Source organism: Escherichia sp. MOD1-EC6475 (genome assembly GCF_003046645.1).
Classification (GTDB): Bacteria; Pseudomonadota; Gammaproteobacteria; order Enterobacterales; family Enterobacteriaceae; genus Escherichia; species Escherichia ruysiae.
In genome coordinates this window covers 71,678-97,556 of record NZ_PZKQ01000003.1, presented here as the reverse complement: position 1 = coordinate 97,556, position 25,879 = coordinate 71,678, and the positions used below count along the sequence as shown (strand labels likewise).

Sequence of the window (25,879 nt, the reverse complement as noted above, 5' to 3'; positions counted from 1 at the left end):
CAATGAAAACCTATATTTATCAGGACGAAAAATCACATAAATTCTGGGCGGTTGAGCAGCAGGGAAACGAGTTGCATATAAGTTGGGGTAAGGTCGGCACCACCGGGCAAAGCCAGGTAAAAAACTTTGCGGACGCTGCGGCGGCGGAAAAGGCGGAGCTGAAGTTGATTGCGGAGAAAACGAAAAAGGGGTATGTGGCGGAGAACATTGTAATAACACCGTCATCAGCCCTCGCCAAAGTTACCGAAAGCTCTGAAATACCCCCTTTGCCACAAGCCAAACCAACATCTGCTGGAGCTACTCTTCCCTGGCTGGCAGACGATGCCCAAATCATTCTGCCTACAGAAGTAGCCCCAACAACTCTAAGTCATCGACGCTGGCCAGGCAATCCTGTGCCACAAGATGGTAAATTAACTCTACTTCGCACCGTCGCCGCAAATACTCATCGGCGTTTTAAAAAGATGGTCACCTTTGATTACAGCGCCTGTTCACCGGACTGGCAGCAAGCAATAGCCCGGGCTGTCGACCTTATCGACTCCCCCATTCATACCACGCTACCGCCACAAGTTCTGGCGGTATTGGTTGCTCTGGAACAAGGTTTCAATCGTAATGATCACGAAGAGTTACTGGATCAAATTGTCCAGGAAGGTGGTCTGGAATATGCCACTGAAGTGATCATTGCGTGGCAATCCATCTGTTTTAGCTGGAATTATGACGCCAGTCTTATTACGGTCACTCCGGCTAAGACGCAGCCTGATTATCTGTCACGGTTCGCCGCAATTGAAATGCGCCTGCGTAAGCATCTGTCACTAGCAAATGACGAGGTATGGCAACGCTGCGCCGGCAAACTGATTGCTGCACTCGGAAACATGCCTGCCTGGAACCAGCCACTAGTTGCGTTATTGTTGCCAGAAAAACCAGAAGTAGCTCATGAAATTGCCAGACGTCTTTGCGGGCAAAAAGGGTTATATGCGCTGGAATGGCTAAAACTAGTGGCCACAGATGAGCAGGTATTGACGGAACTGGAAAAATACCATCCTGGGCACCCAGGGCAGGTATTTGATGATTATTACTGCGGTAAAATCTGGTGTGCGACGGTACTTCAGGAACAACGTGTCGCTGCGCTAGCCCGTTTCATCCCTTATGCTTCCGGCGACACATGCGGTGAAGTGTTGATGCATATCAACCACCCGCAGGCACTTACGTCGCTTATCCATGCGAGCGAGCAAGGAAAGCGTTGCCACGAACGGATGATAAAGGCTTTCGCTCGCTTTCCACATGCTGCTATGGCGGCATTAGCTGAATTGCTGGCGCAAAAAGAGGAAAAAAGCTGGCGTATGATGCTGATGACAATGCTTATCTCTCAACCAGCATTAGCAGAACGGGTAATTCCCTGGCTAACGTCGCCAGCAGCTACAGTGCTGAAATCATGCCAGCAACAACTGACACAATCCTCAAACCATGCCTGCGCCGATATGCTGCCAGCCGTAGTAGTCTCCCCCCCGTGGCTTTCGAAAAAGAAAAAATCTGTAATGCCAGTATTGGACTTAGCGCCATTAATCCTCGAACCACTCTGTTATCTGACAAAAGAACTCAGTAATAAACTTTTGACCAAATATATCTGGTATTCAAAACACATCACAGTTAGTCATGAAGAAAGTATGACCAACCTGTTGGCAAGGATGGGTTTTCAACGACGGGTCGATGGTACATATATTAAAGCTCCCGGAGCCGCAGTTGAGGCATGGCTAAATGAAGATTATTCAACATTAATAAGTAAATTTAAGTTGTTTCATTCATCTACCGGGCATTATTGGAATTTGGGGATATTGACAACATTGCCGATGGAGAAAGCAGTAAAAGCATGGAATGCCCTTACTCAATCCCCACATACCGATACCGAATACGTCATGTTACATCTGGGTCTCATGGGTTTACCGGGGTTAGTGAACTCAATTACACGTTATCCACAAGAAGCTATGCCAATCACCAATTACTTCGCAGCGAGTGAGCTGGCACCCGCTGTCGCTCGCGCCTTCAACAAACTCAAAACCCTACGACAAGACGCCCGTACCTGGCTTCTGAAATACCCTGAACATGCCATTACCGGCCTGCTGCCAGCGGCGCTCGGCAAAGCCGGTGAAGCCCAGGATAATGCCCGCGCCGCCTTGCGTATGTTGACTGAAAATGGTCATCAGCCATTACTGGAACAAGTCGCCCTGCGTTATAACCAACCGGAAGTAACAGCCGCCATCAACGCCCTGCTGGCTCTCGATCCGCTGGATAATCACCCGACAAAAATCCCTACTCTTCCGACCTTTTATCAGCCATCGCTCTGGACGCGCCCGGTATTAAAAGCAAACGCCCAATCACTACCAGATAACGCCCTCCTCCACCTCGGCGAAATGCTCCGCTTCCCCCAGGAAGACGCGCTGTATCCGGGATTATTACAGGTGAAAGATGTCTGTACCGCAGACTCACTGGCTGAATTTGCCTGGGATCTATTTATCGCCTGGCAGACGGCTGGCGCGCCATCGAAAGAGAGTTGGGCGTTCAGTGCGCTAGGTGTTCTCGGCAACGATGACACCGCCCGCAGACTGACGCCGATTATCCGCGCATGGCCTGGCGAATCCCAGCATAAACGGGCCACCGTCGGACTGGATATTCTCGCCGCTATCGGCAGCGATATTGCTCTGATGCAACTTAACGGTATCGCCCAGAAGCTAAAATTCAAAGCATTGCAGGAGCGGGCAAAAGAAAAGATTGCCGACATTGCCGAGAGCCGCGAACTCACGGTCGCGGAGCTTGAAGACCGGTTAGCACCGGATCTCGGTCTGGATGATAACGGTTCGCTGCTGCTGGATTTCGGCCCACGCCAGTTCACCGTCAGCTTTGATGAAACCTTAAAACCGTTTGTGCGTGATGTTTCCGGCAGCCGCCTGAAAGACTTACCTAAACCGAATAAAAGCGATGATGAATCACAGGCGAACGATGCTGTTAACCTCTACAAATTGCTGAAAAAAGATGCGCGTACCGTCGCAGCCCAGCAGGTAGCGAGGCTGGAATCCGCCATGTGCCTGCGCCGTCGCTGGTCAGAGGAAAACTTCCGGCTCTTTCTGGTTGAGCACCCACTGGTACGCCACTTAACCCGCCGCCTGATTTGGGGCGTTTATAGCACCGACAACCAGCTACTGGCTTGCTTTCGCGTTGCGGAAGATAACAGCTACAGTACTGCTGACGATGATCTCTTCACTCTGCCAGAAGGAGCCATTTCTATTGGTATCCCTCACGTTCTGGAAATATCACCGACGGATGCCGCCGCTTTTGGTCAGCTTTTTGCCGACTACGAACTGTTACCGCCGTTCCGCCAGCTTGATCGTAACAGTTACCCCCTGACAGAAGCCGAACGCAATGCCAGCGAACTAACCCGCTGGACAGGCAGAAAATGCCCGAGCGGTCGGGTCATGGGGCTGGCAAATAAAGGCTGGTTGCGTGGCGAACCGCAGGATGCAGGCTGGATCGGCTGGATGATCAAACCTCTTGGTCGCTGGTCGTTAATCATGGAAATCGATGAAGGTTTTGCGGTAGGCATGTCACCAGCCGAACTCAGTGCCGAGCAACTTTTAAGCAAACTATGGCTATGGGATGGAAAAGCAGAGCGTTATGGCTGGGGAAGTAATTCAACTCAGGAAGCGCAGTTCTCCGTGCTCGACGACATCACCGCCAGCGAGCTGATTAACGATATTGAAGCACTGTTTGAATAAGGAAAGAACATGAGCAAGGAATTACCGTGGCTGGCGGATAACGCACAACTGGAACTGAACACAAAAAGGGAAAAACGCCGCTAAGCCATCGCCGCTGGCCGGGCGAACCGGTGCCCGTTGTTACTGCAAGCCTCATTCAGACATTGGGAGATGAATTACTACAACAAGCAGGCAAGAAGAAAAATATCACCTGGCATTATGATAAATGTTCACTGAAGTGGCAATCCGCTATCCAGCAGGCAATTAATTTGATTGGCGAGCATAAACCGTCAATCCCAGCCTTTACAATGGCGGCTCTGATCTGTATCGAGAAAAATGATCGCCAGCAGTTACTTGATGAAATCGTGCAAAAATATGGGCTGGAATATGCGACGGATGTGGTGATAGCGCGTCAGTTCATTGTACAGAGTTATCATGCTGATCCATCAGCAGTGTGTTTAATGACACCGAACGAAGATACAGGCTATGGCTATCGCTCAGAGACTTTTAGCAATTTCGATTTTCGTCTGCGTAAACATCTTTCACTGGCAGAGGAAAATTGCTGGCAGCATTGTGCCGACAAACTCATTGCCGCACTGCCAGAGATCCCCATAGTTCGCCGCCCTTTTATTGCGCTGCTGCTTCCGGAAAAACCAGAGATAGCGAATGAGCTTGCCAGCCTCGAAAACCCATCAACGAGTGTTTACTCAAAGGAGTGGTTAAAGGTCGTTGCTACTGATACTACGGCGGTAAAAAGCCTCGAACGATACTGGAGCCAGGACGTATTTAGCTATCGTGAAGCCAGTTATATGTCGCATGAAAACCACTTCGGTTACGCTGCCTGTGCCGCCCTTTTGCGCGAACAAGGGTTAGCTGCCGTGCCACGTCTGGCAATGTATGCTCATAAAGACGACTGCGGCAGCCTGCTGGTACAAATAAACCACCCGCTGGTCATCCGCATCTTGTTACTGGTGGCTGATAAAAACAAACCCAGCCTGCAACGCGTGGCTAAATACAGTAAAAATTTCCCCCATTCGACACTCACCGCACTGGCTGAGCTGCTGGCGTTAAAAGAACCACCTGCGCGCCCTGGTTATCCAGTCATCGAAGACAAAAAGCTGCCTGCACAGCAAAAAGCACGTGATGAATACTGGCGCACGCTGTTACAAACGTTGATGGCATCGCAGCCACAACTGGCAGAAGACGTAAGTCCATGGTTAAGCACTCAAGCCCAGGCCGTGCTGAAGAGTTATTTATCGGCACCGCCGAAACCTGCTTTCGAGAGTACTTATAGCAACGACCCGCCAGAAATACTTGTTTCTCCACCGTGGCGAGGTAAGAAAAAAACGGCATTGCTGCGCCTTGATCTAGCGCCTCTCAAATTAGCGCCCAAAGCCCGCTGGCAACCGGGCGAGCAAGAGAGGCTTGCCACCACAGAGCCTGCCCGTTATTTCAGCACGGAATCACTTGCGGAACGCATGGAACGAAAAAGTGGTCGGGTTGTACTACAGGAGCTGGGTTTTGGGGATGATGTATGGCTGTTCCGAAATTATATACTGCCCGGCAAACTGGATGCGGCGCGCAAAGCATTAGTGGTTCAGTGGCATTACTACCAGGGCAGAGTCGAGGAAATCAACAATGGCTGGTATTCTCCGGAAGCAAAATCAGCAGAACAGGCGCTTCGTAACGGCGACGTTGAAGCGTTAATTAACACCTGGGAAAATGACAGCTACTCGCGTTATCGTCCTGAAAAGAGTGTCTGGAATCTGTATTTATTGGCACAGCTTCCGCGTGAGATGGCAGTGGCTTTCTGGCTGCGTATCAATGAGAAAAAACATCTGTTCGCGGGTGAAGACTATTTTCTCAGCATCCTCGGTTTGGATGCATTACCCGGTTTGTTGCTGGCTTTTTCACATCGTCCGAAAGAAACATTTCCGTTAACTTTAAATTTCGGCACAACCGAACTGGCGCTACCCGTCGCCCGCATCTGGCACCGTTTTGCCACTCAGCGTGATCTGGCACGTCAGTGGATTTTACAATGGCCGGAACATACGGCTACCGCACTTATTCCTCTCGTCTTTACCAAGCCCAGCGACAACCGCGAAGCCGCATTACTTGCCCTGCGTTTACTGTATGAGCAGGGACATGGTGAATTGCTGCAAACCGTGGCAAACCGCTGGCAACGTGCTGATGTTTGGCCTGCCCTGGAGCAATTGCTTACCCAGAACCCACTGGAAATTTACCCGCCGCGCATTCCGAAAGCCCCTGATTTCTGGCATCCGACAATGTGGCGCAGGCCACGGCTTATCAATAATAATCAGCCTGTTACCGATGATGCTCTGGAAATTATTGGCGAAATGCTGCGCTTTACCCAGGGTGGGTGTTTTTATAGCGGACTGGAACAATTGAAAACGTTCTGCCAGGCGCAAACGCTGACCACTTTTGCCTGGGATCTGTTTACCGCCTGGCAACAAGCTGGCGCCCCCGCAAAAGACAACTGGGCATTTCTGGCGTTAAGTCTCTTTGGCGATGAAAGCACGGCACGGGATCTGACAACGCAGATCCTCGCCTGGCCGCAGGAAGGCAAATCTGCCCGGGCTGTCAGTGGCCTGAATATACTTACCCTGATGAATAATGATATGGCGCTAATACAACTGCACCATATCTCGCAACGAGCGAAATCGCGCCCCTTACGTGATAACGCGGCGGAATTTCTTCAGGTGGTCGCAGAAAATCGCGGACTAAGCCAGGAAGAGTTAGCGGACAGATTAGTCCCAACACTGGGTCTCGATGATCCACTAGCGTTAATTTTTGATTTTGGTTCACGACAGTTTACCATTCGTTTCGATGAAAACCTCACCCCGGTTATCTACGATCAGCAAAACGTGCGCCAGAAAAGTGTTCCCCGGTTGCGAGCCGATGACGATCAACTTAAAGCGCCTGAAGCACTGGCTCGCCTGAAAGGATTGAGAAAAGACGCTACTCAGATCAGCAAAGATCTACTGCCGCGTCTGGAATCGGCACTGCGCACCGCCCGACGCTGGTCACTGGCAGATTTTTACTCTCTGTTTGTTAAACATCCTTTTACCCGACTGGTTGCCCAGCGACTGATATGGGGCATTTATCCGGCAAATGAACCACGTCGTTTACTTAATGCATTTCGCGTAGCGGCAGAAGGGGAATTCTGTAATGCCCAGGACGATGTTATTGATCTACCTCCAGATTGCCTGATTGGCATTGCGCACCCGTTAGAAATGCCAACAGAAATACGTGGTGAATTTGAACAACTTTTTGCCGATTACGAGATTATTCCGCCATTTCGTCAACTGGCACGACGCACGGTACTTCTCACGCCAGATGAAGCAGCAAACAATAGCCTGAACCGCTGGCAGGGGAAGTCAGCCACCGTTGGGCAACTGATGGGGATGCGTTACAAGGGCTGGGCATCAGGGTATGAAGACGAATTTGTCTATGGCTTAGGTGAGTATCGTCTGGTGCTTAAGTTTTCACCCGGTTTTCACCACTACAATGTTGATAGCAAGGCGTTGATGAGTTTCAGTTCTCTTAAAGTGTATCGCGACAATCAATCTGTCACTTTTGCCGAACTCGATGTATTTGATTTGAGTGAAGCCTTAAGTACGCCGGACATCATTTTTCACTAACGCACTGCGGGTAGTAACAAAACTGCCCACTGTCTGACAACTGAGAAAATCCATGATCGTGCAAAGTGAACTGGTCGCTATTTACGACTATCAGGTCATTGATCCTGAAGAACCCTTTACCTTCCGACTTGAAATACATAAATATGCCCAATTATTTACTGGAACGGTCTATCGACTGGAACGCTTCCGGTTGCATCCAACATTTAATCAATTTGATCGAGATGATAGCGATCCGCTAATAAATGATGCTTTGATTTATATAAGAGATGAATTTATTGATGAGCGAATATTACGAGGTGAATCACCAGAAACTGTAATAGCAATTTTTAATCGTGAACTACATAATATATTCAGTCAACAAATAGAATTATAATTTATTAAAGGGGGAAGAGGTATTCCCCCTTAGATGCGTTTCAATTTGCTAATTACTTCAACAAATCAATCAACCGTAACAGAGCCACTAACAGCTCCAGTACAGCAATGAGCACGGTTAACTTTCGTGTCAGCGTGTCCATTCGCTCTCCTTATTAAGGAGCGCAACACCAGCACCTTACCCTTACGCTGCCTGTCGATGCCGGTTTACGTATGTTGGAACACGATATTGCACTCCGGATCAGGGCACCGCCTGCAGCACCATCCGTCCGGCAGCCAGGACTTGAAATTGGTCCGATCCGGTTTTGCGTTCCAATGTTCGGGATTATAAATCTCGTTGAGTGAATTGCAATAGGGTCTGGGGATGGTTATAATTCGTTCGTTGGAACACGATGTTGCACAGGCTGCGGTTCAGAGCCTGAAAGTCGTAAATAAAAAAACCTGCCTCACCAGCAGGTTTTTTTATTTCCTGTGATCTACTTTCCAGATATTTTCCACTCAAACAATTAATGCGCCAAACAATTATTGCGCGTAGAATATCGTTTATTTCACTAATACATTTCAGGGATGAATATATGTCACCACAGAATAATCATCTGCAGCGTCCGCCTGCCGCTGTGTTATATGCCGATGAACTGGCAAAATTAAAAAAAAATGATCGCGTGCCCTGCCCTCCCGGCTGGCAGTTAAGTTTGCCTGCAGCCCGTGCTTTTATTCTTGGCGATGAGACGCAAAACATCAGCCGTAAAGTCGTAATCAGCCCTTCTGCTATCGAACGCATGTTAGTGACTCTTGCCACCGGGCGCGGTTTAATGCTGGTTGGGGAGCCGGGTACGGCAAAATCCCTCCTTTCTGAATTGCTCGCAACAGCCATTAGCGACGATGCCGGTTTAACCATTCAGGGCGGCGCATCAACCACCGAAGACCAAATCAAATACGGCTGGAACTACGCTCTGCTAATCAACCACGGTCCGTCAACAGAAGCTCTTGTCCCGGCTCCGCTCTACCAGGGGATGCGTGATGGCAAAATCGTCCGTTTTGAAGAGATAACGCGTACACCGCTGGAAGTACAAGACTGTCTGTTAGGTATGCTTTCTGACAGGGTTATGACGGTTCCGGAACTTACCGGTGAAGCAAGTCAACTCTACGCCCGTGCAGGCTTTAACATTATTGCCACCGCCAATACCCGCGATCGCGGCGTCAATGAAATGAGCGCGGCGCTAAAGCGTCGCTTCGATTTTGAAACCGTCTTTCCGATTATGGATTTCGCCCAGGAACTGGAACTGGTCGCCACTGCTTCGGCGCGTTTGCTGGCTCATAGTGGCATTCCGCACAAAGTACCTGACGCGGTACTGGAATTACTGGTGCGTACCTTCCGCGATCTGCGTGCCAACGGCGAAAAGAAAACGTCAATGGATACCCTGACGGCCATTATGTCTACCGCTGAAGCCGTTAACGTGGCACACGCCGTGGGGGTCCGCGCCTGGTTTTTAGCGAATCGCGCGGGAGAGCCTGCCGATCTGGTGGACTGTATTGCTGGCACCATCGTCAAAGATAACGAAGAAGATCGCGCTCGGCTGCGCCGTTACTTTGAACAGCGTGTTGCCACGTATAAAGAAGCTCACTGGCAGGCTTATTATCAAGCTCGCCACCGTCTGCCGTGAGGGAAGTTGTATGAGCGAGCCGTTAATTGTCGGCATCCGGCATCATAGCCCGGCCTGTGCCCGGCTGGTGAAATCGCTAATCGAAAGTAAGCAACCACGATACGTTTTGATTGAAGGTCCGGCCGATTTTAATGACCGGGTAGATGAATTGTTTTTAGACCACCAGCTTCCTGTTGCCATATACAGTTATTCTCAATATCAGGACAGTAAGGCCACGGGGCGCGGTGCCTGGACCCCGTTTGCCGAATTTTCCCCGGAGTGGCAGGCATTGCACGCTGCGCGTCGCATTCAGGCGCAAACGTACTTTATCGATTTGCCTTGCTGGGCGCAAAGTGAAGAAGATGACGATGAATCGGCTGCGGCTGATGGCGGTCTGGCCTTACTGTTACGCGCTACCCGCATGGATAACAGCGACACGCTGTGGGATCACCTGTTCGAAGATGAAAGCCAGCAAGCTGTGCTGCCATCATCACTGGCTCACTATTTTGAACAACTACGGGGAGAAACCCCTGCTGATGCTCTCAACTGCCAGCGTGAAACCTTTATGGCTCGCTGGATTGCATGGGCTATGCGGCAAAACAATGGCAATGTGTTAGTCGTCTGCGGCGGCTGGCACGCCCCGGCGCTGGCAAAAAGATGGCGCGAATGCTTGCAGGAAAGTCAAAAACCAGAATTACCATCACTGCCAGAAGCTGTTACTGGTTGTTATCTCACACCATACAGTGAAAAACGTCTTGATGTGCTGGCGGGATACCTTTCAGGAATGCCAGCTCCGGTCTGGCAAAACTGGTGCTGGAAATTTGGTTTGCAACGCGCCGGAGAGCTGTTACTTAAAACGATTCTAACCCGTTTACGTCAGCACCACTTACCAGCCTCCACCGCCGATATGGCTGCCGCCCATCTGCATTCGATGGCTCTGGCACAACTGCGCGGTCATACTCTGCCGCTACGTACTGACTGGCTGGATGCATTAGCGGGCTCGCTTATCAAAGAAGCATTAAACGCGCCGCTACCGTGGAGCTATCGCGGAGTCATTCACCCGGATACCGATCCCATTTTGCTGACGCTGATTGATGTCCTGACAGGAGATGGATTTGGCAAACTTGCCCCTTCCACGCCTCTACCTCCTCTACCAAAAGATGTAACGTCCGAACTGGAACGTACCGAAATCACCCTACCATCCGACCTGGCGTTGAATCGCTTTACCCCCGGCGGCCTGGCACAAAGTCAAGTGCTGCATCGGCTGGCAATCCTCGAACTCCCCGGCATCACACGTCAACACGGAAGTACACTGACGCTTGCGGGTAACGGCGAAGAACAGTGGAAATTAACTCAACCACTTAGCCAACATGCCGCATTGATTGAAGCAGCCTGCTTTGGCGCCACACTTCAGGAAGCTGCACGTAACAAATTAGAAGCAGACATGCTGGATGCAGGAGGAATTAGCAGCATCACTGCATGTCTGAGTCAGGCAGCATTGGCCGGTCTGGCGAACTTTAGTGAGCTGTTACTGGAACAACTCGCGTTGCTCATCGCCCAGGAAAATCAGTTTGCTGAGATGGGCCAGGCGCTGGAGGTGCTTTACGCTTTGTGGCGGCTGGATGAAATCAGCGGTATGCAAGGCTCACAGATATTACAAGCAACGTTATGTGCGGCCATCGATCGCACGCTATGGCTATGTGAATCCAACGGCAGACCGGACGAAAAAGAATTTCACACCCATTTGCATAGCTGGCGAGCGTTGTGTCATATCCTGCGCGATCTTCATAGCGGCATTCAACTGCCGGGCGTCTCGCTTTCCGCCGCTCTGGCATTACTGGAACGCCGCAGCCAGAGCACTCATGCAACGGCGCTGGATCGCGGCGCGGCTCTTGGCGCACTGATGCGTCTGGAACATTCCAACGCCAGTGCCGAAGCGGCGCTGACGATGCTAACGCAATTGTCTCCGGCACAGTCAGGCGAAGCTCTGCACGGTTTGCTGGCGCTGGCCCGTCATCAACTGGCCTGTCAGCCTGCATTTATCGCCGGTTTCAGCCGTCATTTAAATCAACTGAGTGACGCCGATTTTATTAACGCCCTGCCCGATTTGCGCGCGGCGATGGCCTGGCTACCACCACGAGAACGCGGGACGCTGGCGCATCAGGTGCTTGAACATTATCAACTGGCGCAACTTCCTGTTTCGGCGCTGCAAATGCCGTTGCATTGCCCACCGCAAGCTATTGCACATCATCAACAACTCGAACAGCAGGCACTGGCATCGCTGCAACACTGGGGAGTTTTCCATGTCTGAACTGAACGATCTTCTGACTACCCGTGAGCTACAACGCTGGCGATTGATTCTTGGCGAAGCGGCAGAAACTACCCTTGGTGCTCTGGATGGCAATGCCCGGCAGATAGACCACGCGCTGGAGTGGCTGTATGGGCGCGATCCCGAACGTATCCAGCGTGGTGAACGATCCGGTGGATTAGGTAGCTCAAATCTCACCACGCCAGAATGGATCAATAGTATTCATACGCTCTTTCCGCAACAGGTCATTGAGCGGCTGGAAAGTGACGCGGTGCTGCGCTACGGCATTGAAGATGTGGTGACAAATCTTGAGGTGCTGGAACGTATGCAGCCCTCTGAAAGCCTGTTACGCGCCGTTTTGCACACTAAACATTTGATGAATCCGGACGTGCTGGCCGCCGCTCGCCGGATAGTGTGCCAGGTGGTGGAAGAAATTATGGCGCGACTGGCGAAGGAAGTTCGTCAGGCTTTTTCTGGTGTACGTGACCGTCGACGCCGCTCGCATATTCCCCTGGCGCGTAATTTCGATTTCAAAAGTACTCTGCGCGCCAACCTGCAACACTGGCATCCGCAACACGGCAAGTTGTATATCGAATCGCCCCGCTTTAACAGCCGAATTAAGCGCCATAGCGAACAATGGCAACTGGTTTTACTGGTTGATCAAAGTGGATCAATGGTGGATTCGGTGATCCACTCGGCAGTGATGGCGGCCTGTCTATGGCAACTACCCGGTATCCGCACACATCTGGTCGCTTTTGACACCAGCGTGGTCGATCTCACGGCAGACGTTGCCGATCCGGTGGAGTTATTAATGAAAGTACAGTTAGGCGGCGGAACGCACATCGCCAGTGCGATGGAGTATGCCCGTCAACTTATTGAACAGCCGGGTAAAAGTGTAATTATTCTGGTGAGCGATTTTTATGAGGGAGGATCATCATCATCACTCATCCACCAGGTGAAACAATGTGTTCAAAGCGGCATCAAAGTGCTGGGACTGACGGCGCTCGATAGCACAGCAACGCCCTGTTATGACCGTGATATGGCCCAGGCGCTGGTTAATGTCGGTGCACAAATTGCTGCCATGACGCCGGGCGAACTGGCGTCATGGCTGGCGGAGAATCTTCAGTCATGAATGCACTACACCCGGAATTATTAGAACTGACGCCACAAGCCCTGACGGCGTTAAGCAATGCTGGTTTTGTTAAGCGCAGCCTTAAGGAGCTGGAAAATGGCAATATCCCGCAAATCAGCCATGAAAACGGCACGCTGATCGCCACATTTAGTGACGGTACACGCAGCCAACTGGCAGGCGGTCAGGCGCTGAAGGAGGCTCAGTGTAGCTGCGGAGCTATCGGTATGTGCCGCCATCGCGTGATGCTGGTGTTAAGTTATCAGCGACTTTGTGCTACCTCTCAGCCCACGGAAAAAGAAGAGGAATGGAATCCGGCAATCTGGCTGGAAGAACTGACTACCCTGCCCACTGCCACGCACAAACGCGCTCAATCCCTGGTCGCCAAAGGTATCACCATTGAACTGTTCTGCGCGCCAGGCGAAATTCCCTCTGCCCGCTTACCGATGAGCGATGTGCGTTTTTATTCCCGCAGCAGCATTCGTTTCGCCCGTTGTGATTGCATTGAAGGAACGCTGTGCGAACACGTAGTACTGGCAGTGCAGGCATTTGCCCAGGCCAAAACGCAGCAGGCAGAATTTACCCATTTAATCTGGCAGATGCGCAGCGAACACGTCGCCTCGAACGACGATCCATTTGCCAGCGACGAAGGCAAAGCATGTCGTCAATATGTCCAACAATTAAGCCAGGCATTATGGCTGGGCGGCATCAGCCAGCCGTTACTCCACTACGAGGCAGCATTCAGCCGCGCACAGCAAGCGGCGGAACGCTGCAACTGGCGATGGGTGAGTGAATCGCTACGGCAACTGCGCGCCAGTATTGATGCCTCCCACGCCCGCGCCAGTCACTATCATGCCGGAGAATGCTTACATCAGCTTGCGGCATTAAACAGTCGATTGAACTGTGCACAAGAGATGGCACGACGCGACGGTGTTAGTGAAGTCCCGCCCATGCCCTGGCGCACGGTCGTTGGTGCAGGCATTGCCGGAGAAGCAAAGCTTGATCATCTGCGGCTGGTATCGTTAGGTATGCGTTGCTGGCAGGACTTCCAACAGTATGGTTTACGGATCTGGTTTAGCGACCCCGACACTGGCAGTATTTTGCATCTGTCACGCAGTTGGTCGAGAAGTGAACAAGAAAAGGCGCCTGCAGCTACACGTCGGCTGTTTACCTTTCAGGCTGCCGCGCTGGCGGGTGGGCAAATTGTTTCACAAGCTGCACGTCGGAGCGCCGAAGGCGAACTGTTATTAGGTACGCGCAACCGCTTAAGTAGCGTTGTGCCACTGTCACCTGATGCCTGGCAAATGCTGGGGGCACCGTTACGCCAGCCAGGCATTGTGGCTCTGCGGGAATACCTATGCCAGCGTCCACCAGCCTGCATACGACCTCTTAACCAGGTGGATAATTTATTTATTCTGCCGGTGGCGGAATGTCTTTCTCTTGGCTGGGATAGCAGCCGCCAGACGCTGGATGCGCAGGTAATCAGTGGCGAAGGCGAAGATAACGTGCTGACGTTATCACTGCCAGCTTCAACCAGTGCGCCCTTTGCAGTTGAACGTATGGCGTCCCTTTTACAACAGCAGGATGATCCTGTGTGTCTGGTTTCTGGTTTTGTCAGTTTTGTTGAGGGGCAATTGACGCTGGAGCCACGGGTAATGATGACGCAAACTCGCGCCTGGGCGCTGGATGCAGAAACTGCGCCTGTGGCACCGCTACCTTCCGCCAGAGTTCTTCCTGTACCGTCCACCGATCATCAAGTGCTGATGCGCTGCCAGGCGTTGCTTATTCAACTGCTCCATAACGGCTGGCGCTATCAGCAACAGAGCGCCATTAGTCAGGCTGATTTGCTGGCGAACGAACTCACCGTAGTAGGTTTTTATCGGCTGGCGCATGTGTTGAAGCAATTACGCAATTCGGAAGGCGAGACACTGGCAGAAGTATTGAATAACTGTGTTTTACTCTGCGAACAGTTGTTACTGATGCTTGAGCAACAAGGAGGAAAAAATGCTTTTTATTAAGAGATCTACTCCATTTCCGGACTGCTCAAGACGAGGTATAAAGAATATTCTATAGCGCCCTGGTGAGAGTCACCAGTTTTCTGATCTTGATAAAATGGAGTTTTACATGAAGGCTTTCAACAAACTGTTTTCCCTCGTTGTTGCATCTGTTCTGGTTTTCTCTCTCGCTGGCTGTGGTGATAAAGAAGAATCAAAGAAATTTAGTGCCAATCTGAACGGTACTGAAATTGCCATTACCTATGTCTACAAAGGCGACAAGGTGCTTAAGCAATCTTCAGAAACCAAAATTCAGTTTGCAACCATCGGTGCAGCTAACAAAGAAGAGGCGGCTAAAAAGCTTGAGCCGTTAAGTGCAAAATATAAAAACATTACTGGCGTTGAAGAAAAATTAACCTTTACTGATACTTACGCGCAGGAAAACGTGACTATCGATATGGAAAAAGTTGATTTTAAAGCCCTGCAGGGTATTTCCGGCATTAACATTTCTGCTGACGATGCCAAAAAAGGCATCACTATGGCGCAAATGGAACTGGTGATGAAAGCCGCTGGCTTTAAAGAAGTGAAATAATCTGCTGGAGGCCATGCTCTCTGCATGGCCTCCAGACCTGTCTTAGTTTTTCTTCACATGCTGGCGCGCCGCCAGTCCACGCAGAAAATAACGCAAGAATTGATCGCCGCATTCGCGGAAGTTTTTATGCTCCGGCGCACGCATCATCGCAGTAATTTCCGGCATAGAAACGCGGAACTGCTGTTCGGTGAGGATCGCCAGAATGTCATCGGTTTTCAGTGAAAACGCGATGCGCAATTTTTTCAGCACAATATTGTTATTAATACGACGTTCCGGCTCCAGTGCCGGTGCAGATTCATCCCTGCCGCGTTTTTCGTAAATCAGGCCATTCAGGAATGAGGACAAAATAATGTCCGGACAACGTTGAAAACCTTCTTCATCTTCTTTACGCAACCAGATGGCAATCTGTTCGGCAGTGGCTTCGACATTGCCCAGCGCCAGAATGCGCACCAGGTCGTTATTATTGGCTTTTAAAATGTAGCGCACGCTGCGCAGAATATCGTTACTTAGCATGAGGCCTTCAGGTGTTGATGAGGCAAAAAGCCATTTTAGCAGTCTTTTAAAGGCCAATCGCCTCTTTTAAGCTTTTCAGATAACGGCGGCTGACCGGCACGGTTAAACCATTACGTAAAATCAACTCGGCCTGGCCATTATCTTCCAGGCGAATCTCCTGCAAATGCGTGAGGTTAACCAGATACTGACGATGACAACGCAGTAGCGGTGTACGACTCTCCAGGGTGCGCAAAGTCAGTTCGGTAAAACCTTCTTTCCCTTCGTGACTGGTGACATAAACACCGCTCATCCGACTGCTGACAAACGCCACATCTTTCATTTGCAGCAAATAAATCCGACTATGCCCCGTACAAGGAATAAATTTCAGCGCCTGCTGATTTTCCGGTAACAGCGAAACATCCTGCTTGCTCCGCTCCTGACGCAAACGCGCCAGCGTTTTTGCCAGTCGCGCTTCATCAATTGGCTTCAGGAGATAATCAAAGGCATGTTCTTCAAAGGCTTTAATGGCGTATTCGTCAAACGCGGTGAGAAAAACGATATACGGACGATGTTCCGGGTCGAGCATCCCCACCATTTCCAGACCGCTGATGCGCGGCATCTGGATGTCGAGAAACAGCACGTCCGGGCGCAGTTTATGCACCGCGCCGATCCCTTCCACGGCGTTTGAGCACTCGCCGACAATTTCAATATCGCTCTGTTCTTGCAAAAATACGCGCAGGTTCTCCCGTGCTAACGGTTCATCATCGACAATTAAGACTTTAATCATGCCTCGTCCCTCCATGGCAGTCGTAACGTTATTCGGGTGTAACTATCAGGCTCACAGGCGACGCTTATCCCATAGTCATCGCCAAAACGCTCACGTAAACGCTTATCCACCAGATTCATCCCCAGCCCGCTGGTATTGGTTGCCGGTTGATACAAACCGGCATTGTCTTCGATCTCCAGCATTAAATGTTGCCCTTCACGCCTTGCGCTAATTGCCACTCGCCCTGTATCCAGGAGTTGTGATGTTCCATGTTTAATAGCGTTTTCCACTATTGGTTGCAGGGTAAACGCGGGCAACTGCTGCCAGGATAACTCCTCTGGAATAGAAATGTTGACCTGCAATCGCGACTGGAAGCGCGCCTTTTCAATTTGCAGATAAGCATTCACATGTTCAATCTCGTCGGCGAGAGTAACAAACTCCGAAGGCCGCTTTAAGTTTTTGCGGAAAAAAGTAGAAAGATACTGCACCAGCTGGCTGGCCTGTTCGCTGTCGCGGCGGATAACGGCTTTAATGGTGTTAAGCGCATTGAACAGGAAATGGGGATTCACCTGGGCGTGAAGCAGTTTAATTTCTGACTGGGTGAGCATGGCTTTTTGCCGCTCATATTGCCCGGCGAGGATCTGCGCCGAAAGCAACTGCGCAATCCCCTCCCCCAGCGTGCGGTTGATTGAGCTGAACAAACGGTTTTTCGCTTCATACAATTTGATGGTGCCCATCACCCGTTGATTTTCGCCACGCAATGGAATCACCAGCGTCGACCCCAGTTTGCATTGCGGATGCAAAGAGCAACGGTAAGGCACTTCGTTGCCATCGGCGTAGACCACTTCGCCGGTTTCAATCGCTTTTAAGGTGTAGGTCGAGGAAATCGGTTTGCCTGGCAAATGATGGTCGTCACCGATCCCGGTAAAGGCCAGCAATTTCTCGCGATCGGTAATGGCTACAGCACCAATATCCAGTTCCTGATATAGCACCTGTGCCACTTTCATGCTGTTCACTTCGTTAAAGCCCTGGCGCAAAATGCCTTCCGTCGAGGCTGCGACTTTCAACGCTGTGGCGGAAAAAGCCGAAGTGTATTTTTCAAACATCGCGCGTTTATCAAGCAATATACGCATAAACAGCGCCGCGCCGACGGTATTGGTGACCATCATTGGCGCAGCAATATTACTCACCAGACGCACCGCATCTTCATAAGGTCGGGCGATCGCCAGGATGATCAACATTTGCACCATTTCAGCAACGAACGTGACGGCACCAGCGGTAATGGGGTTAAAAACTTTATCAGTGCGCCCGCGTCGGATCAGGATGCTGTGTACCAGGCCACCGAGCAACCCTTCGACGATAGTCGAGATCATGCAACTTAGCGCGGTCATCCCCCCCATTGAGTATCGATGTAACCCGCCGGTCAGACCAACCAGACCGCCCACCACCGGGCCGCCGAGTAAGCCTCCCATCACCGCGCCAATCGCCCGCGTATTAGCAATCGAATCGTCGATATGCAACCCGAACCAGGTGCCCATGATGCAGAAGATGGAAAAAACGATGTAGCAGAGAAATTTATGCGGCAAACGAACCGTGACCTGCATTAACGGTATGAATAATGGCGTTTTACTCATTAACCATGCAATGACTAAAAAAACGCACATCTGCTGAAGCAGCAGCAACACCAGATTAAAATCGTACATACCCGCAAACCACACTTCCCTTTAAAACGCGTAACATACATTGCCTGCGTTTAACTTTCTTTGAACTCTTGCAGAAAAATGAGAATTCGTGAGTACGATCACTCAAAATCGCCTGGCAAAAATAAAATCACCCTAACGATGAACTAAAAACGGACAAAACTACCTGGTTCGCAAATCTGCGTCTAAAGTTAAACCGGGACCTCGCGAGCATGGGTGGTAGGATGGCGCTTTACACAATTGGTGAAGTGGCGTTGCTTTGTGATATCAATCCTGTCACGTTACGCGCGTGGCAGAGGCGTTACGGATTATTGAAACCGCAGCGCACAGACGGCGGACATCGCCTGTTCAACGATGCCGATATCGACCGGATCCGCGAGATCAAACGCTGGATCGATAACGGCGTGCAGGTCAGCAAAGTTAAAATGCTACTCAGTAATGAGAATGTTGATGTGCAAAACGGCTGGCGCGATCAGCAAGAAACTCTGCTTAATTACCTGCAAAGTGGCAATCTACAAAGTCTGCGAATGTGGATCAAAGAGCGTGGTCAGGATTACCCCGCCCAGACGCTCACCACACATCTGTTCATTCCTCTGCGCCGACGTCTTCAGTGTCAGCAACCAACTCTCCAGGCGTTACTGGCGATCCTCGACGGTGTACTGATCAACTACATCGCCATTTGTCTGGCCTCAGCACGTAAAAAACAGGGCAAAGATGCGCTGGTGGTTGGCTGGAATATTCAGGATACCACGCGTCTGTGGCTGGAAGGATGGATTGCCAGTCAACAAGGATGGCGCATTGATGTCCTCGCCCACTCGCTCAATCAACTACGCCCGGAACTGTTTGAAGGCCGCACGCTATTAGTGTGGTGCGGTGAAAACCAGTCTCCCGCCCAGCAGCAGCAACTCACCAGCTGGCAGGAACAAGGCAATGATATTTTCCCACTCGGCATTTAATGATTCGTTAACAAATGCGCTTTACTGTACAATCCTTTCGTTAACATAAGGAGTGCATTATGCGCATAGCGAAAATTGGGGTTATCACCCTGTTCCTGTTGATGGCGTTAGGCGGTATCGGTGGCGTCATGCTCGCAGGTTATACCTTTATTCTGCGTGCTGGCTGAGTCGCTGCACCAGTCGTTCAAACAGGCGGTCTACGATGATCGCCGCCAGTGCCACCAGCAACGCCCCCTGAATCACATAAGCAGTGTTAAATCCGCTAAGTCCGATGATGATCGGCGTTCCCAGCGTGCTGGCTCCTACTGTTGAGGCAATGGTCGCCGTACCAATGTTGATAATTACTGAAGTCCGCACGCCGGCCAGAATCACTGGCGCTGCCAACGGTAACTCCACTTTACGTAATCGCTGACCCCGGCTCATTCCCATCCCTTTGGCAACGTCTGTCACGCTGGCATCAATCGCTCCCAGTCCGGCAAGTGTTGCCTGTAAGATCGGTAGCACGCCGTAAAGGATCAAGGCAATAATCGCCGGTTGCTGACCAAACCCCATCACCGGAACAGCAATCGCCAGCACAGCGACAGGCGGAAAAGTCTGCCCAACGGCGGCAATGGTTTCTACCATCGGGCGAAACTCCGCGCCCCACGGGCGAGTGACAGCAATTCCAGCACCAGTACCAATGATCACGGCAAACAAACTTGAGATCCCCACCAACGAGAAATGAGCCAGCGCCAGGGCAGCAAAGCTTTCCTGCTGATAAACAGGCCGAGGTAATTGCGGAAATAAAGCACCAAACAGTGGCTGGCTATAGGGTAGCCAGAAAATCAGTCCCACAAACAGAGCAATGAGCCAGAACAGCGGATCGCGCATTATTTTCATACGCTTACGCCTCCACCAGCAGATCCTGAAAATGCAATGTGCCGCAAGGTTTACCCTGAGCGTCAACCACCGGCAACACTTTACAACCACGAGCGACAAACAATGAGAGCGCATCGCGTAGCGTCATCTCTTCTGCCAGTGCCTCACCTTCAGCGCGTTCGGTGCGGCGCACATAATCGGTCACACTACGTAACGATAACAAGCGCACGCCCAGCTCGCTGCGACCAAAAAACTGGCGCACAAAATCATTCGCCGGGCGAGTAAGCATCGCCAGCGGATTGCCCTGCTGCACCACTTCACCATGATCCATTAACACCAGATGTTCTGCCAGCCGTAGCGCCTCATCAATATCATGAGTGACCAGCACAATGGTGCGCCCCAGCAAACGGTGAATGCGTGTCATCTCTTGTTGCAACGCGCCGCGCGTCACAGGATCCAGCGCGCCAAACGGTTCATCCATCAGCAAAACTTGCGGATCGGCAGCCAGCGCACGAGCAACGCCGACTCGCTGCTGCTGACCACCAGAAAGTTGATGGGGATAACGCTCGCGTAAATTCGCCTCCAGCCCCAGCAGCGTCATTAATTCATCGATACGATCGTCAATCCGCGCCCGCGACCATTTTTGTAATTGCGGCACGGTAGCGATGTTTTGCGCCACGCTCCAGTGGGGAAATAAACCTATCGACTGGATGGCGTATCCCATCCGGCGGCGCAGCTCCAGCACTGGCAGCGAGCGAATTTCTTCTCCGGCAAAGCGGATCACACCACTGTCATGCTCCACCAGGCGGTTAATCATCTTCAGGGTAGTGGATTTGCCGGAGCCTGATGTGCCAATCAGCACCGAGAAACTCCCCTCCTGAAAATTGAGATTGAGGTCGTTAACGGCTTTTTGTGTGCCGAACAGTTTGCTGACATGGCTAAATTCAATCATGGTTTGTTACCTTCAGCAGTGCGATAAGCAAATCGAACAGCGCGTCGGTAAGCACCGCCAGTACAATCACCGGGATCACTCCCAGCAACACTAAATCAATGGCACTGCTTAGCAGCCCCTGGAAAACCAGTGCGCCAAAACCGCCAGCGCCGATTAACGCCGCAATCACCGCCATACCGACAGTCTGCACCATAACCACACGCAGGCTGCGCAGAAATACCGGTAACGCCAGCGGTAACTGCACATGCAGGAATCGCTGCGTCCCACTCATGCCCATCGCTGTGGCGCTCTCCAGCACGTCGCGCGGGATCTGATTCAACCCCACTACCACGCCGCGCACCAACGGCAGTAAGGCGTAAAGCACCAGCGCAATCAGTGCGGGTGTCATTCCGGTTCCTGCAACACCAAGCGTTCCGAGCCACGGAAATGCGCTGACCAGCCCGGCAAGCGGCGCAATCAACAGGCCAAAGAGCGCCACCGAAGGCACGGTCTGAATGACATTGAGCAGAGAAAAAATCGTCCCCTGCCGCGCAGTGGAAAAGTAGCACCAGACGCCCAACGGCACGCCAGTCACCAGCGCAGGCAGTACCGAACCAAACAGCAGCGTCAGATGCTGCGCCAGTGCGTCATCGAACACATCCTGACGGTTGGCGTACTCTTTCATTAGCGAGAGATCGTTAAGCGTGCCGGAGTACAGCAGCCACAGCGGAATGATGGCAATCTGTATATGCAACAACCAGCGCCACAACGGATGAGTGGTGATCCGGCGGATTGCATCGCTACAGGCCAGCAATGCCAGCGCCGCAGCCAGCCAGAAGCCACTGCCAAGGCTGGCACGCGCCAGCGAACTGCCACTTTGCGCCAGTTGCGTCGCGGCCTTTCCTGCGCCCCATACCAGCAATACGAAGACGAATTGCGCAAGGATGAGAGCAAAAATGCTGCCTTTTCTACCGGGAACAAAACAGGCTGTCAGCCAGGCGCAACCAACACCCACCAGCATCCAGCTCGTTTGCGGCCACAGTTGCCAGAGATGACGCCCCTCACCAGAGACTAAACGGTTAGGCGCGTAACTGATAAACGGCAGCGCCGCTGCGATTGCCGTCAGCAACAGCAGCAGCGCCAAAACAGGATTAATACGTAGATAAGTCACGAGAAATTACTTCGTCCACCCTTTTTGTTTCAGGTAGTCGGCAGCCACTTTTTTAGCATCCAGCCCTTCTACGGCAATACTGGCATTCAGTTGCTGCAATGTTTTTTCATCGAGGCTGGCGAAGACTGGCTGTAGCCACTGTGCCATTTGCGGATACTCTTTCAACACCGACTCACGCACCACTGGCGCAGGCGCGTAGATAGGTTGAACACCTTGTGGATCGCTTAAGGTTTGCAGCCCCAGCGCCGCTACCGGGCCGTCAGTGCCGTAAGCCATTGCGGCATTAACGCCAGAGGTTTGCTGGGCAGCGGCTTTGATCGTCACCGCCGTATCGCCACCAGCCAGTGACAGCAACTGATCCTGACCGAGCTTAAAGGCATAGGCTTTTTCAAACGCGGGTAAGGCATCGGCGCGTTCGATAAACTCTGCCGAGGCCGCCAGTTTGAAGGTGCCGCCCTCTTTCAGATAACGGCTGAGATCGGCAAGCGAAGTGAGTTTGTTTTTCTCTGCCAGATCCTGACGCACGGCGATGGTCCAGGTGTTATTTGCAGGCGCAGGCGTCAGCCAGATTAACTTATTTTGCTCTGCATCGAGCTTTTTGACTTTCTCGTAGCCTTGCCCGGCATTTTTCCACGCCGCATCATTTTCATCTTTAAAGAAGAAAGCGCCATTGCCGGTATATTCCGGGTAGATATCCAGCTCGCCAGAAGTGATCGCCCCGCGCACCACCGGCGTAGTTCCCAACTGGACTTTATTGACCGTCGGTACGCCGTGGCTTTCCAGCACTTGCAAAATAATGTTGCCGAGCAGCGCGCCTTCGGTATCGATTTTTGAACCGACTTTAACGGGAGAAGCCGCCTGTAGCGGCAGGCTCACGGCTGCCAACAAAACCAGTGAACCTGCCCAGAGCTTTGAGAGTGGCATGATGCTTTCCTCATTCTTTTACTGTTGTTTTCAGCGAATTAAGAGAAAAGCATAGTTGATAATGGCGAGGTTAGCCTGAGCGGATGGATTCAGTTGCAGAATCAGATAAATACTTAAAGGGCGCAAACGTCGCGCCCTTACTAAAGCATTACAGCAACTCAAACTCGCCTTTCTTAACGCGTGCGGAATCGGTGCCGATAAAGACGTTGAACTTGCCAGGCTCGGCATCATATTTCATCTGCTGATTCCAGAACTTCAGCGCATCAATATCGATCGGGAAGCTGACAGTCTGAGTTTCGCCCGGTTTGAGGGTGATTTTCTCAAAGCCTTTCAGTTGTTTCACCGGACGGCTCATAGAAGCGGTCACATCCTGCAAATACATCTGAACCACCGTCGCCCCTTCGCGTTTGCCGGTGTTCGTCACCTGTACGCTGGCAGTCACTTTGCCGTCACGCTTCATGGTCGGAGCAGAGAGTTTCACATCAGAGACAGTGAAAGTGGTATAGCTCAGACCATAACCGAACGGGTAAAGCGCACCGTTAGCTTCATCGAAATAGCGTGAAGTGTATTTGTTCGGCTTGTCAGCGTTATACGGGCGCCCCGTATTCAGATGACTATAGTAAACCGGGATCTGCCCGACAGAACGCGGGAAGGACATCGGCAGCTTGCCGGACGGGTTGTAATCGCCAAACAACACATCGGCAATCGCGTTACCGCCTTCCGTACCCGCAAACCAGGTTTCCAGAATCGCGTCAGCCTGCTGATCTTCTTTCACCAGCGCCAGCGGACGCCCGTTCATCAGCACCAGCACCAGCGGTTTACCGGTGGCTTTCAACGCCGCAATCAAATCACGTTGGCTTTGCGGAATAGTGATATCGGTACGGCTGGAGGCTTCATGCGCCATCCCCTGAGCTTCACCGACTACCGCCACCACCACATCAGATTGTTTCGCGGTCTGCACCGCTTCATCAATCATCTCTTGCGCAGAACGAGGATCGACTTTGACCGCTTCTTCATACTGATTCAGGAAGTCGATAATACCTTTATCACTGGTGACGTTTGCCCCTTTGGCATACAGCACTTTACCGTTTTCACCAACGGCATTTTTAATCCCAGTCAGTACAGTCACGGATTGATCGGCAACTCCGGCTGCTGACCAGCTTCCCATGACATCACGTTTGCTGTCTGCCAGTGGGCCAACCACCGCGATGGTGGCAGATTTTTTCAGCGGCAGCGTTTCGAGACGGTTTTTCAGCAGCACCAGGCTTTCACGCGCCACTTCACGCGCTTCTTTGCGGTGCAGGCGGCTTTCAGCATTAGTATCCACCGGGTCAGACTCTTTCGGTCCAAGGTGGCTGTACGGATCGTTAAACAGTCCCATATCATATTTGACGTTCAGCACGTGGCGGGCAGCGTCGTCCAGCTCTGCCATCGTCACTTTGCCGGATTTGATCAAACCAGGCAGATACTTCGAGTAGTACTCGTCGCTCATGCTCATGTTGATCCCGGATTTCAGCGCCACGCGCACCGCATCTTCCGGATCTGCCGCCGTGCCGTGTTTAATCAGTTCTTTGATTGCGCCGTGATCGGAAACGGTGATGCCTTTAAAGCCCCACTGATCGCGCAGAACATCTTTCAGCAGCCAGGAATCGGAGGTGGCTGGCGTGCCGTTCAGCGAATTCAACGCCACCATCACCGCGCCGCTGCCTGCATCCAGCCCCGCTTTGTACGGCGGCATATAGTCATTAAACAGGCGCTGCGGGCTCATATCGACGGTGTTGTACTCTTTGCCGCCTTCTACCGCACCATAAGCCGCAAAGTGTTTGACGCTGGTCATCACCGAGTAGCGATCTGCCGGGCTTTTACCCTGCATCGCTTCCACCATGGTTTTACCCATTATTGAGGTGAGATACGTATCTTCGCCAAAACCTTCAGAAGCACGTCCCCAGCGTGGATCGCGCGAGACATCGACCATTGGCGCCCAGGTCATATTCAGGCCATCATCTGCCGCTTCATAAGCAGATACACGCCCAACAGTTTTTACCGCATCGAGGTTAAAAGAAGAGGCCAGACCAAGGCTAATCGGGAAGACAGTGCGCTGACCGTGCAGCACGTCGTAAGCAAAGAAAAGAGGAATTTTCAGGCGGCTTAATTCCATCACCTGATCCTGCATGGCGCGGATATCCTGACGGGTTACGGTGTTGAAAATCGCCCCAACCTGCCCGTCTTTAATCATCTCGCGGATCGCCTCTTTCGGGTTATCCGGGCCGACGCTGATTAAGCGCAGTTGACCAATCTTCTCATCAACTGTCATTTTTTTGAGCAGCTCGGTGACGAACGCATCACGCGCTTCGGGCGTTAATGGATGGTTACCAAACAAATCATCCGCCAGTGCTGGCTGTAAGGCCAGACTTACCGCGATACCTACTGAACATAGCCATTTCATGTGGATTTTTCTTCCTTTGTTGCCCGATGTGGCAGCGAAAATGGTGCAAAAACCGTAGTTTGCCATAAGCATGATAGAGAGAGAAAAAGAATGCTCAGTTTATTGTCTGAATTTTCAAAATATTCACTCGCTGAATTGTCATACAAGGCGCTATTCTAGTTTGTGATATTTTTTCGCCACCACAAGGAGTGG

The 25,879-nt window shown here is 51.6% G+C and carries 17 protein-coding genes and 1 pseudogene; 10 read left to right on the top strand and 8 right to left on the bottom strand.

Going from position 1 to position 25,879, the window contains the following annotated elements:
* The first annotated feature begins 2 nt into the window (after positions 1-2).
* The 8 genes and pseudogenes from A7589_RS01010 (at position 3) to A7589_RS00975 (ending at position 15,443) form a co-directional block, all read left to right on the top strand.
* Positions 3-3,764 carry a DUF4132 domain-containing protein gene (locus tag A7589_RS01010; protein WP_000860759.1) on the top strand — a complete coding sequence of 1,254 codons (3,762 nt, stop codon included), beginning with the start codon at positions 3-5 and terminating at the stop codon, positions 3,762-3,764.
* A 9-nt stretch (positions 3,765-3,773) separates the two neighbouring features.
* A pseudogene (yehI, locus tag A7589_RS01005) lies at positions 3,774-7,405 on the top strand (DUF4132 domain-containing protein YehI).
* 52 nt (positions 7,406-7,457) lie between these two features.
* A complete protein-coding gene (locus tag A7589_RS01000; protein WP_000636978.1) occupies positions 7,458-7,778 on the top strand; it encodes a hypothetical protein in 321 nt (106 codons plus the stop codon).
* Positions 7,779-8,352: 574 nt separating this feature from the next.
* Positions 8,353-9,441, top strand: coding sequence for an ATP-binding protein (locus A7589_RS00995; protein WP_010354040.1), 1,089 nt, complete (start codon positions 8,353-8,355; stop codon positions 9,439-9,441).
* Between the two features lie 10 nt (positions 9,442-9,451).
* A complete protein-coding gene (locus A7589_RS00990) occupies positions 9,452-11,731 on the top strand; it encodes a DUF5682 family protein (protein ID WP_001294349.1) in 2,280 nt (759 codons plus the stop codon).
* Positions 11,724-12,860, top strand: a complete 1,137-nt coding sequence (locus A7589_RS00985) for a VWA domain-containing protein (RefSeq protein WP_001292791.1) — start codon at positions 11,724-11,726, stop codon at positions 12,858-12,860. Before A7589_RS00990 ends, A7589_RS00985 begins: the two co-directional genes overlap by 8 nt.
* Positions 12,857-14,875, top strand: coding sequence for a zinc finger protein YehQ (gene yehQ, locus A7589_RS00980; RefSeq protein ID WP_000992625.1), 2,019 nt, complete (start codon positions 12,857-12,859; stop codon positions 14,873-14,875). The genes A7589_RS00985 and yehQ overlap by 4 nt, the downstream gene beginning before the upstream one ends.
* A gap of 106 nt (positions 14,876-14,981) precedes the next feature.
* Positions 14,982-15,443: a YehR family lipoprotein gene (locus A7589_RS00975; RefSeq protein WP_010354037.1), complete on the top strand. Its 462-nt coding sequence runs from the start codon at positions 14,982-14,984 to the stop codon at positions 15,441-15,443.
* 42 nt (positions 15,444-15,485) lie between these two features.
* On the opposite strand, the gene A7589_RS00970 is transcribed toward A7589_RS00975, so the two are convergent.
* The 3 genes from A7589_RS00970 to btsS are packed head-to-tail and all read right to left on the bottom strand — an operon-like array spanning position 15,486 to position 18,404.
* Positions 15,486-15,956 carry a YehS family protein gene (locus A7589_RS00970; RefSeq protein WP_010354036.1) on the bottom strand — a complete coding sequence of 157 codons (471 nt, stop codon included), beginning with the start codon at positions 15,954-15,956 and terminating at the stop codon, positions 15,486-15,488.
* 46 nt (positions 15,957-16,002) lie between these two features.
* Positions 16,003-16,722 (bottom strand): two-component system response regulator BtsR, encoded by a 720-nt coding sequence (gene btsR, locus A7589_RS00965; RefSeq protein WP_108188689.1) that lies wholly within the window; start codon positions 16,720-16,722, stop codon positions 16,003-16,005.
* The gene (gene btsS, locus A7589_RS00960; RefSeq protein ID WP_105282580.1) at positions 16,719-18,404 is read right to left on the bottom strand and encodes a two-component regulatory system sensor histidine kinase BtsS; all 1,686 of its coding nucleotides are present in this window, start codon (positions 18,402-18,404) and stop codon (positions 16,719-16,721) included. Before btsS ends, btsR begins: the two co-directional genes overlap by 4 nt.
* A gap of 221 nt (positions 18,405-18,625) precedes the next feature.
* Here btsS and mlrA point away from each other — a divergent pair, with 221 nt between their 5' ends.
* Positions 18,626-19,357 (top strand): HTH-type transcriptional regulator MlrA, encoded by a 732-nt coding sequence (mlrA, locus tag A7589_RS00955; protein ID WP_108188688.1) that lies wholly within the window; start codon positions 18,626-18,628, stop codon positions 19,355-19,357.
* A 59-nt stretch (positions 19,358-19,416) separates the two neighbouring features.
* Complete coding sequence (locus tag A7589_RS00950) at positions 19,417-19,524, top strand: protein YohO (RefSeq protein ID WP_001216965.1); 108 nt, start codon at positions 19,417-19,419, stop codon at positions 19,522-19,524.
* Here A7589_RS00950 and yehW read toward each other — a convergent pair.
* The 5 genes from yehW to bglX all read right to left on the bottom strand — a co-directional run bounded on the left by yehW (position 19,505) and on the right by bglX (position 25,687).
* Positions 19,505-20,236: a glycine betaine ABC transporter permease YehW gene (yehW, locus tag A7589_RS00945; protein WP_000700016.1), complete on the bottom strand. Its 732-nt coding sequence runs from the start codon at positions 20,234-20,236 to the stop codon at positions 19,505-19,507. The genes A7589_RS00950 and yehW overlap by 20 nt on opposite strands.
* A 4-nt stretch (positions 20,237-20,240) precedes the next feature.
* Complete coding sequence (gene yehX, locus A7589_RS00940; protein ID WP_000569387.1) at positions 20,241-21,167, bottom strand: glycine betaine ABC transporter ATP binding protein YehX; 927 nt, start codon at positions 21,165-21,167, stop codon at positions 20,241-20,243.
* Positions 21,160-22,317, bottom strand: a complete 1,158-nt coding sequence (yehY, locus tag A7589_RS00935) for a glycine betaine ABC transporter permease YehY (protein WP_000221817.1) — start codon at positions 22,315-22,317, stop codon at positions 21,160-21,162. The genes yehX and yehY overlap by 8 nt, the downstream gene beginning before the upstream one ends.
* Before the next feature lie 6 nt (positions 22,318-22,323).
* Complete coding sequence (gene osmF / locus A7589_RS00930) at positions 22,324-23,241, bottom strand: glycine betaine ABC transporter substrate-binding protein OsmF (RefSeq protein WP_001131226.1); 918 nt, start codon at positions 23,239-23,241, stop codon at positions 22,324-22,326.
* Positions 23,242-23,389: 148 nt separating this feature from the next.
* Complete coding sequence (bglX, locus tag A7589_RS00925; RefSeq protein ID WP_000871476.1) at positions 23,390-25,687, bottom strand: beta-glucosidase BglX; 2,298 nt, start codon at positions 25,685-25,687, stop codon at positions 23,390-23,392.
* Between the last annotated feature and the right edge of the window lie 192 nt (positions 25,688-25,879).

What these genes read in the sequence shown, in the direction of transcription:
- A7589_RS01010 (WP_000860759.1), top strand. Translation starts at nt 3, where the DNA reads ATGAAAACCTATATTTATCAGGACGAAAAATCACATAAATTCTGGGCG.
- A7589_RS01000 (WP_000636978.1), top strand. Translation starts at nt 7,458, where the DNA reads ATGATCGTGCAAAGTGAACTGGTCGCTATTTACGACTATCAGGTCATT.
- A7589_RS00995 (WP_010354040.1), top strand. Translation starts at nt 8,353, where the DNA reads ATGTCACCACAGAATAATCATCTGCAGCGTCCGCCTGCCGCTGTGTTA.
- A7589_RS00990 (WP_001294349.1), top strand. Translation starts at nt 9,452, where the DNA reads ATGAGCGAGCCGTTAATTGTCGGCATCCGGCATCATAGCCCGGCCTGT.
- A7589_RS00985 (WP_001292791.1), top strand. Translation starts at nt 11,724, where the DNA reads ATGTCTGAACTGAACGATCTTCTGACTACCCGTGAGCTACAACGCTGG.
- yehQ (WP_000992625.1), top strand. Translation starts at nt 12,857, where the DNA reads ATGAATGCACTACACCCGGAATTATTAGAACTGACGCCACAAGCCCTG.
- A7589_RS00975 (WP_010354037.1), top strand. Translation starts at nt 14,982, where the DNA reads ATGAAGGCTTTCAACAAACTGTTTTCCCTCGTTGTTGCATCTGTTCTG.
- A7589_RS00970 (WP_010354036.1), bottom strand. Translation starts at nt 15,956, where the DNA reads ATGCTAAGTAACGATATTCTGCGCAGCGTGCGCTACATTTTAAAAGCC.
- btsR (WP_108188689.1), bottom strand. Translation starts at nt 16,722, where the DNA reads ATGATTAAAGTCTTAATTGTCGATGATGAACCGTTAGCACGGGAGAAC.
- btsS (WP_105282580.1), bottom strand. Translation starts at nt 18,404, where the DNA reads ATGTACGATTTTAATCTGGTGTTGCTGCTGCTTCAGCAGATGTGCGTT.
- mlrA (WP_108188688.1), top strand. Translation starts at nt 18,626, where the DNA reads ATGGCGCTTTACACAATTGGTGAAGTGGCGTTGCTTTGTGATATCAAT.
- A7589_RS00950 (WP_001216965.1), top strand. Translation starts at nt 19,417, where the DNA reads ATGCGCATAGCGAAAATTGGGGTTATCACCCTGTTCCTGTTGATGGCG.
- yehW (WP_000700016.1), bottom strand. Translation starts at nt 20,236, where the DNA reads ATGAAAATAATGCGCGATCCGCTGTTCTGGCTCATTGCTCTGTTTGTG.
- yehX (WP_000569387.1), bottom strand. Translation starts at nt 21,167, where the DNA reads ATGATTGAATTTAGCCATGTCAGCAAACTGTTCGGCACACAAAAAGCC.
- osmF (WP_001131226.1), bottom strand. Translation starts at nt 23,241, where the DNA reads ATGCCACTCTCAAAGCTCTGGGCAGGTTCACTGGTTTTGTTGGCAGCC.
- bglX (WP_000871476.1), bottom strand. Translation starts at nt 25,687, where the DNA reads ATGAAATGGCTATGTTCAGTAGGTATCGCGGTAAGTCTGGCCTTACAG.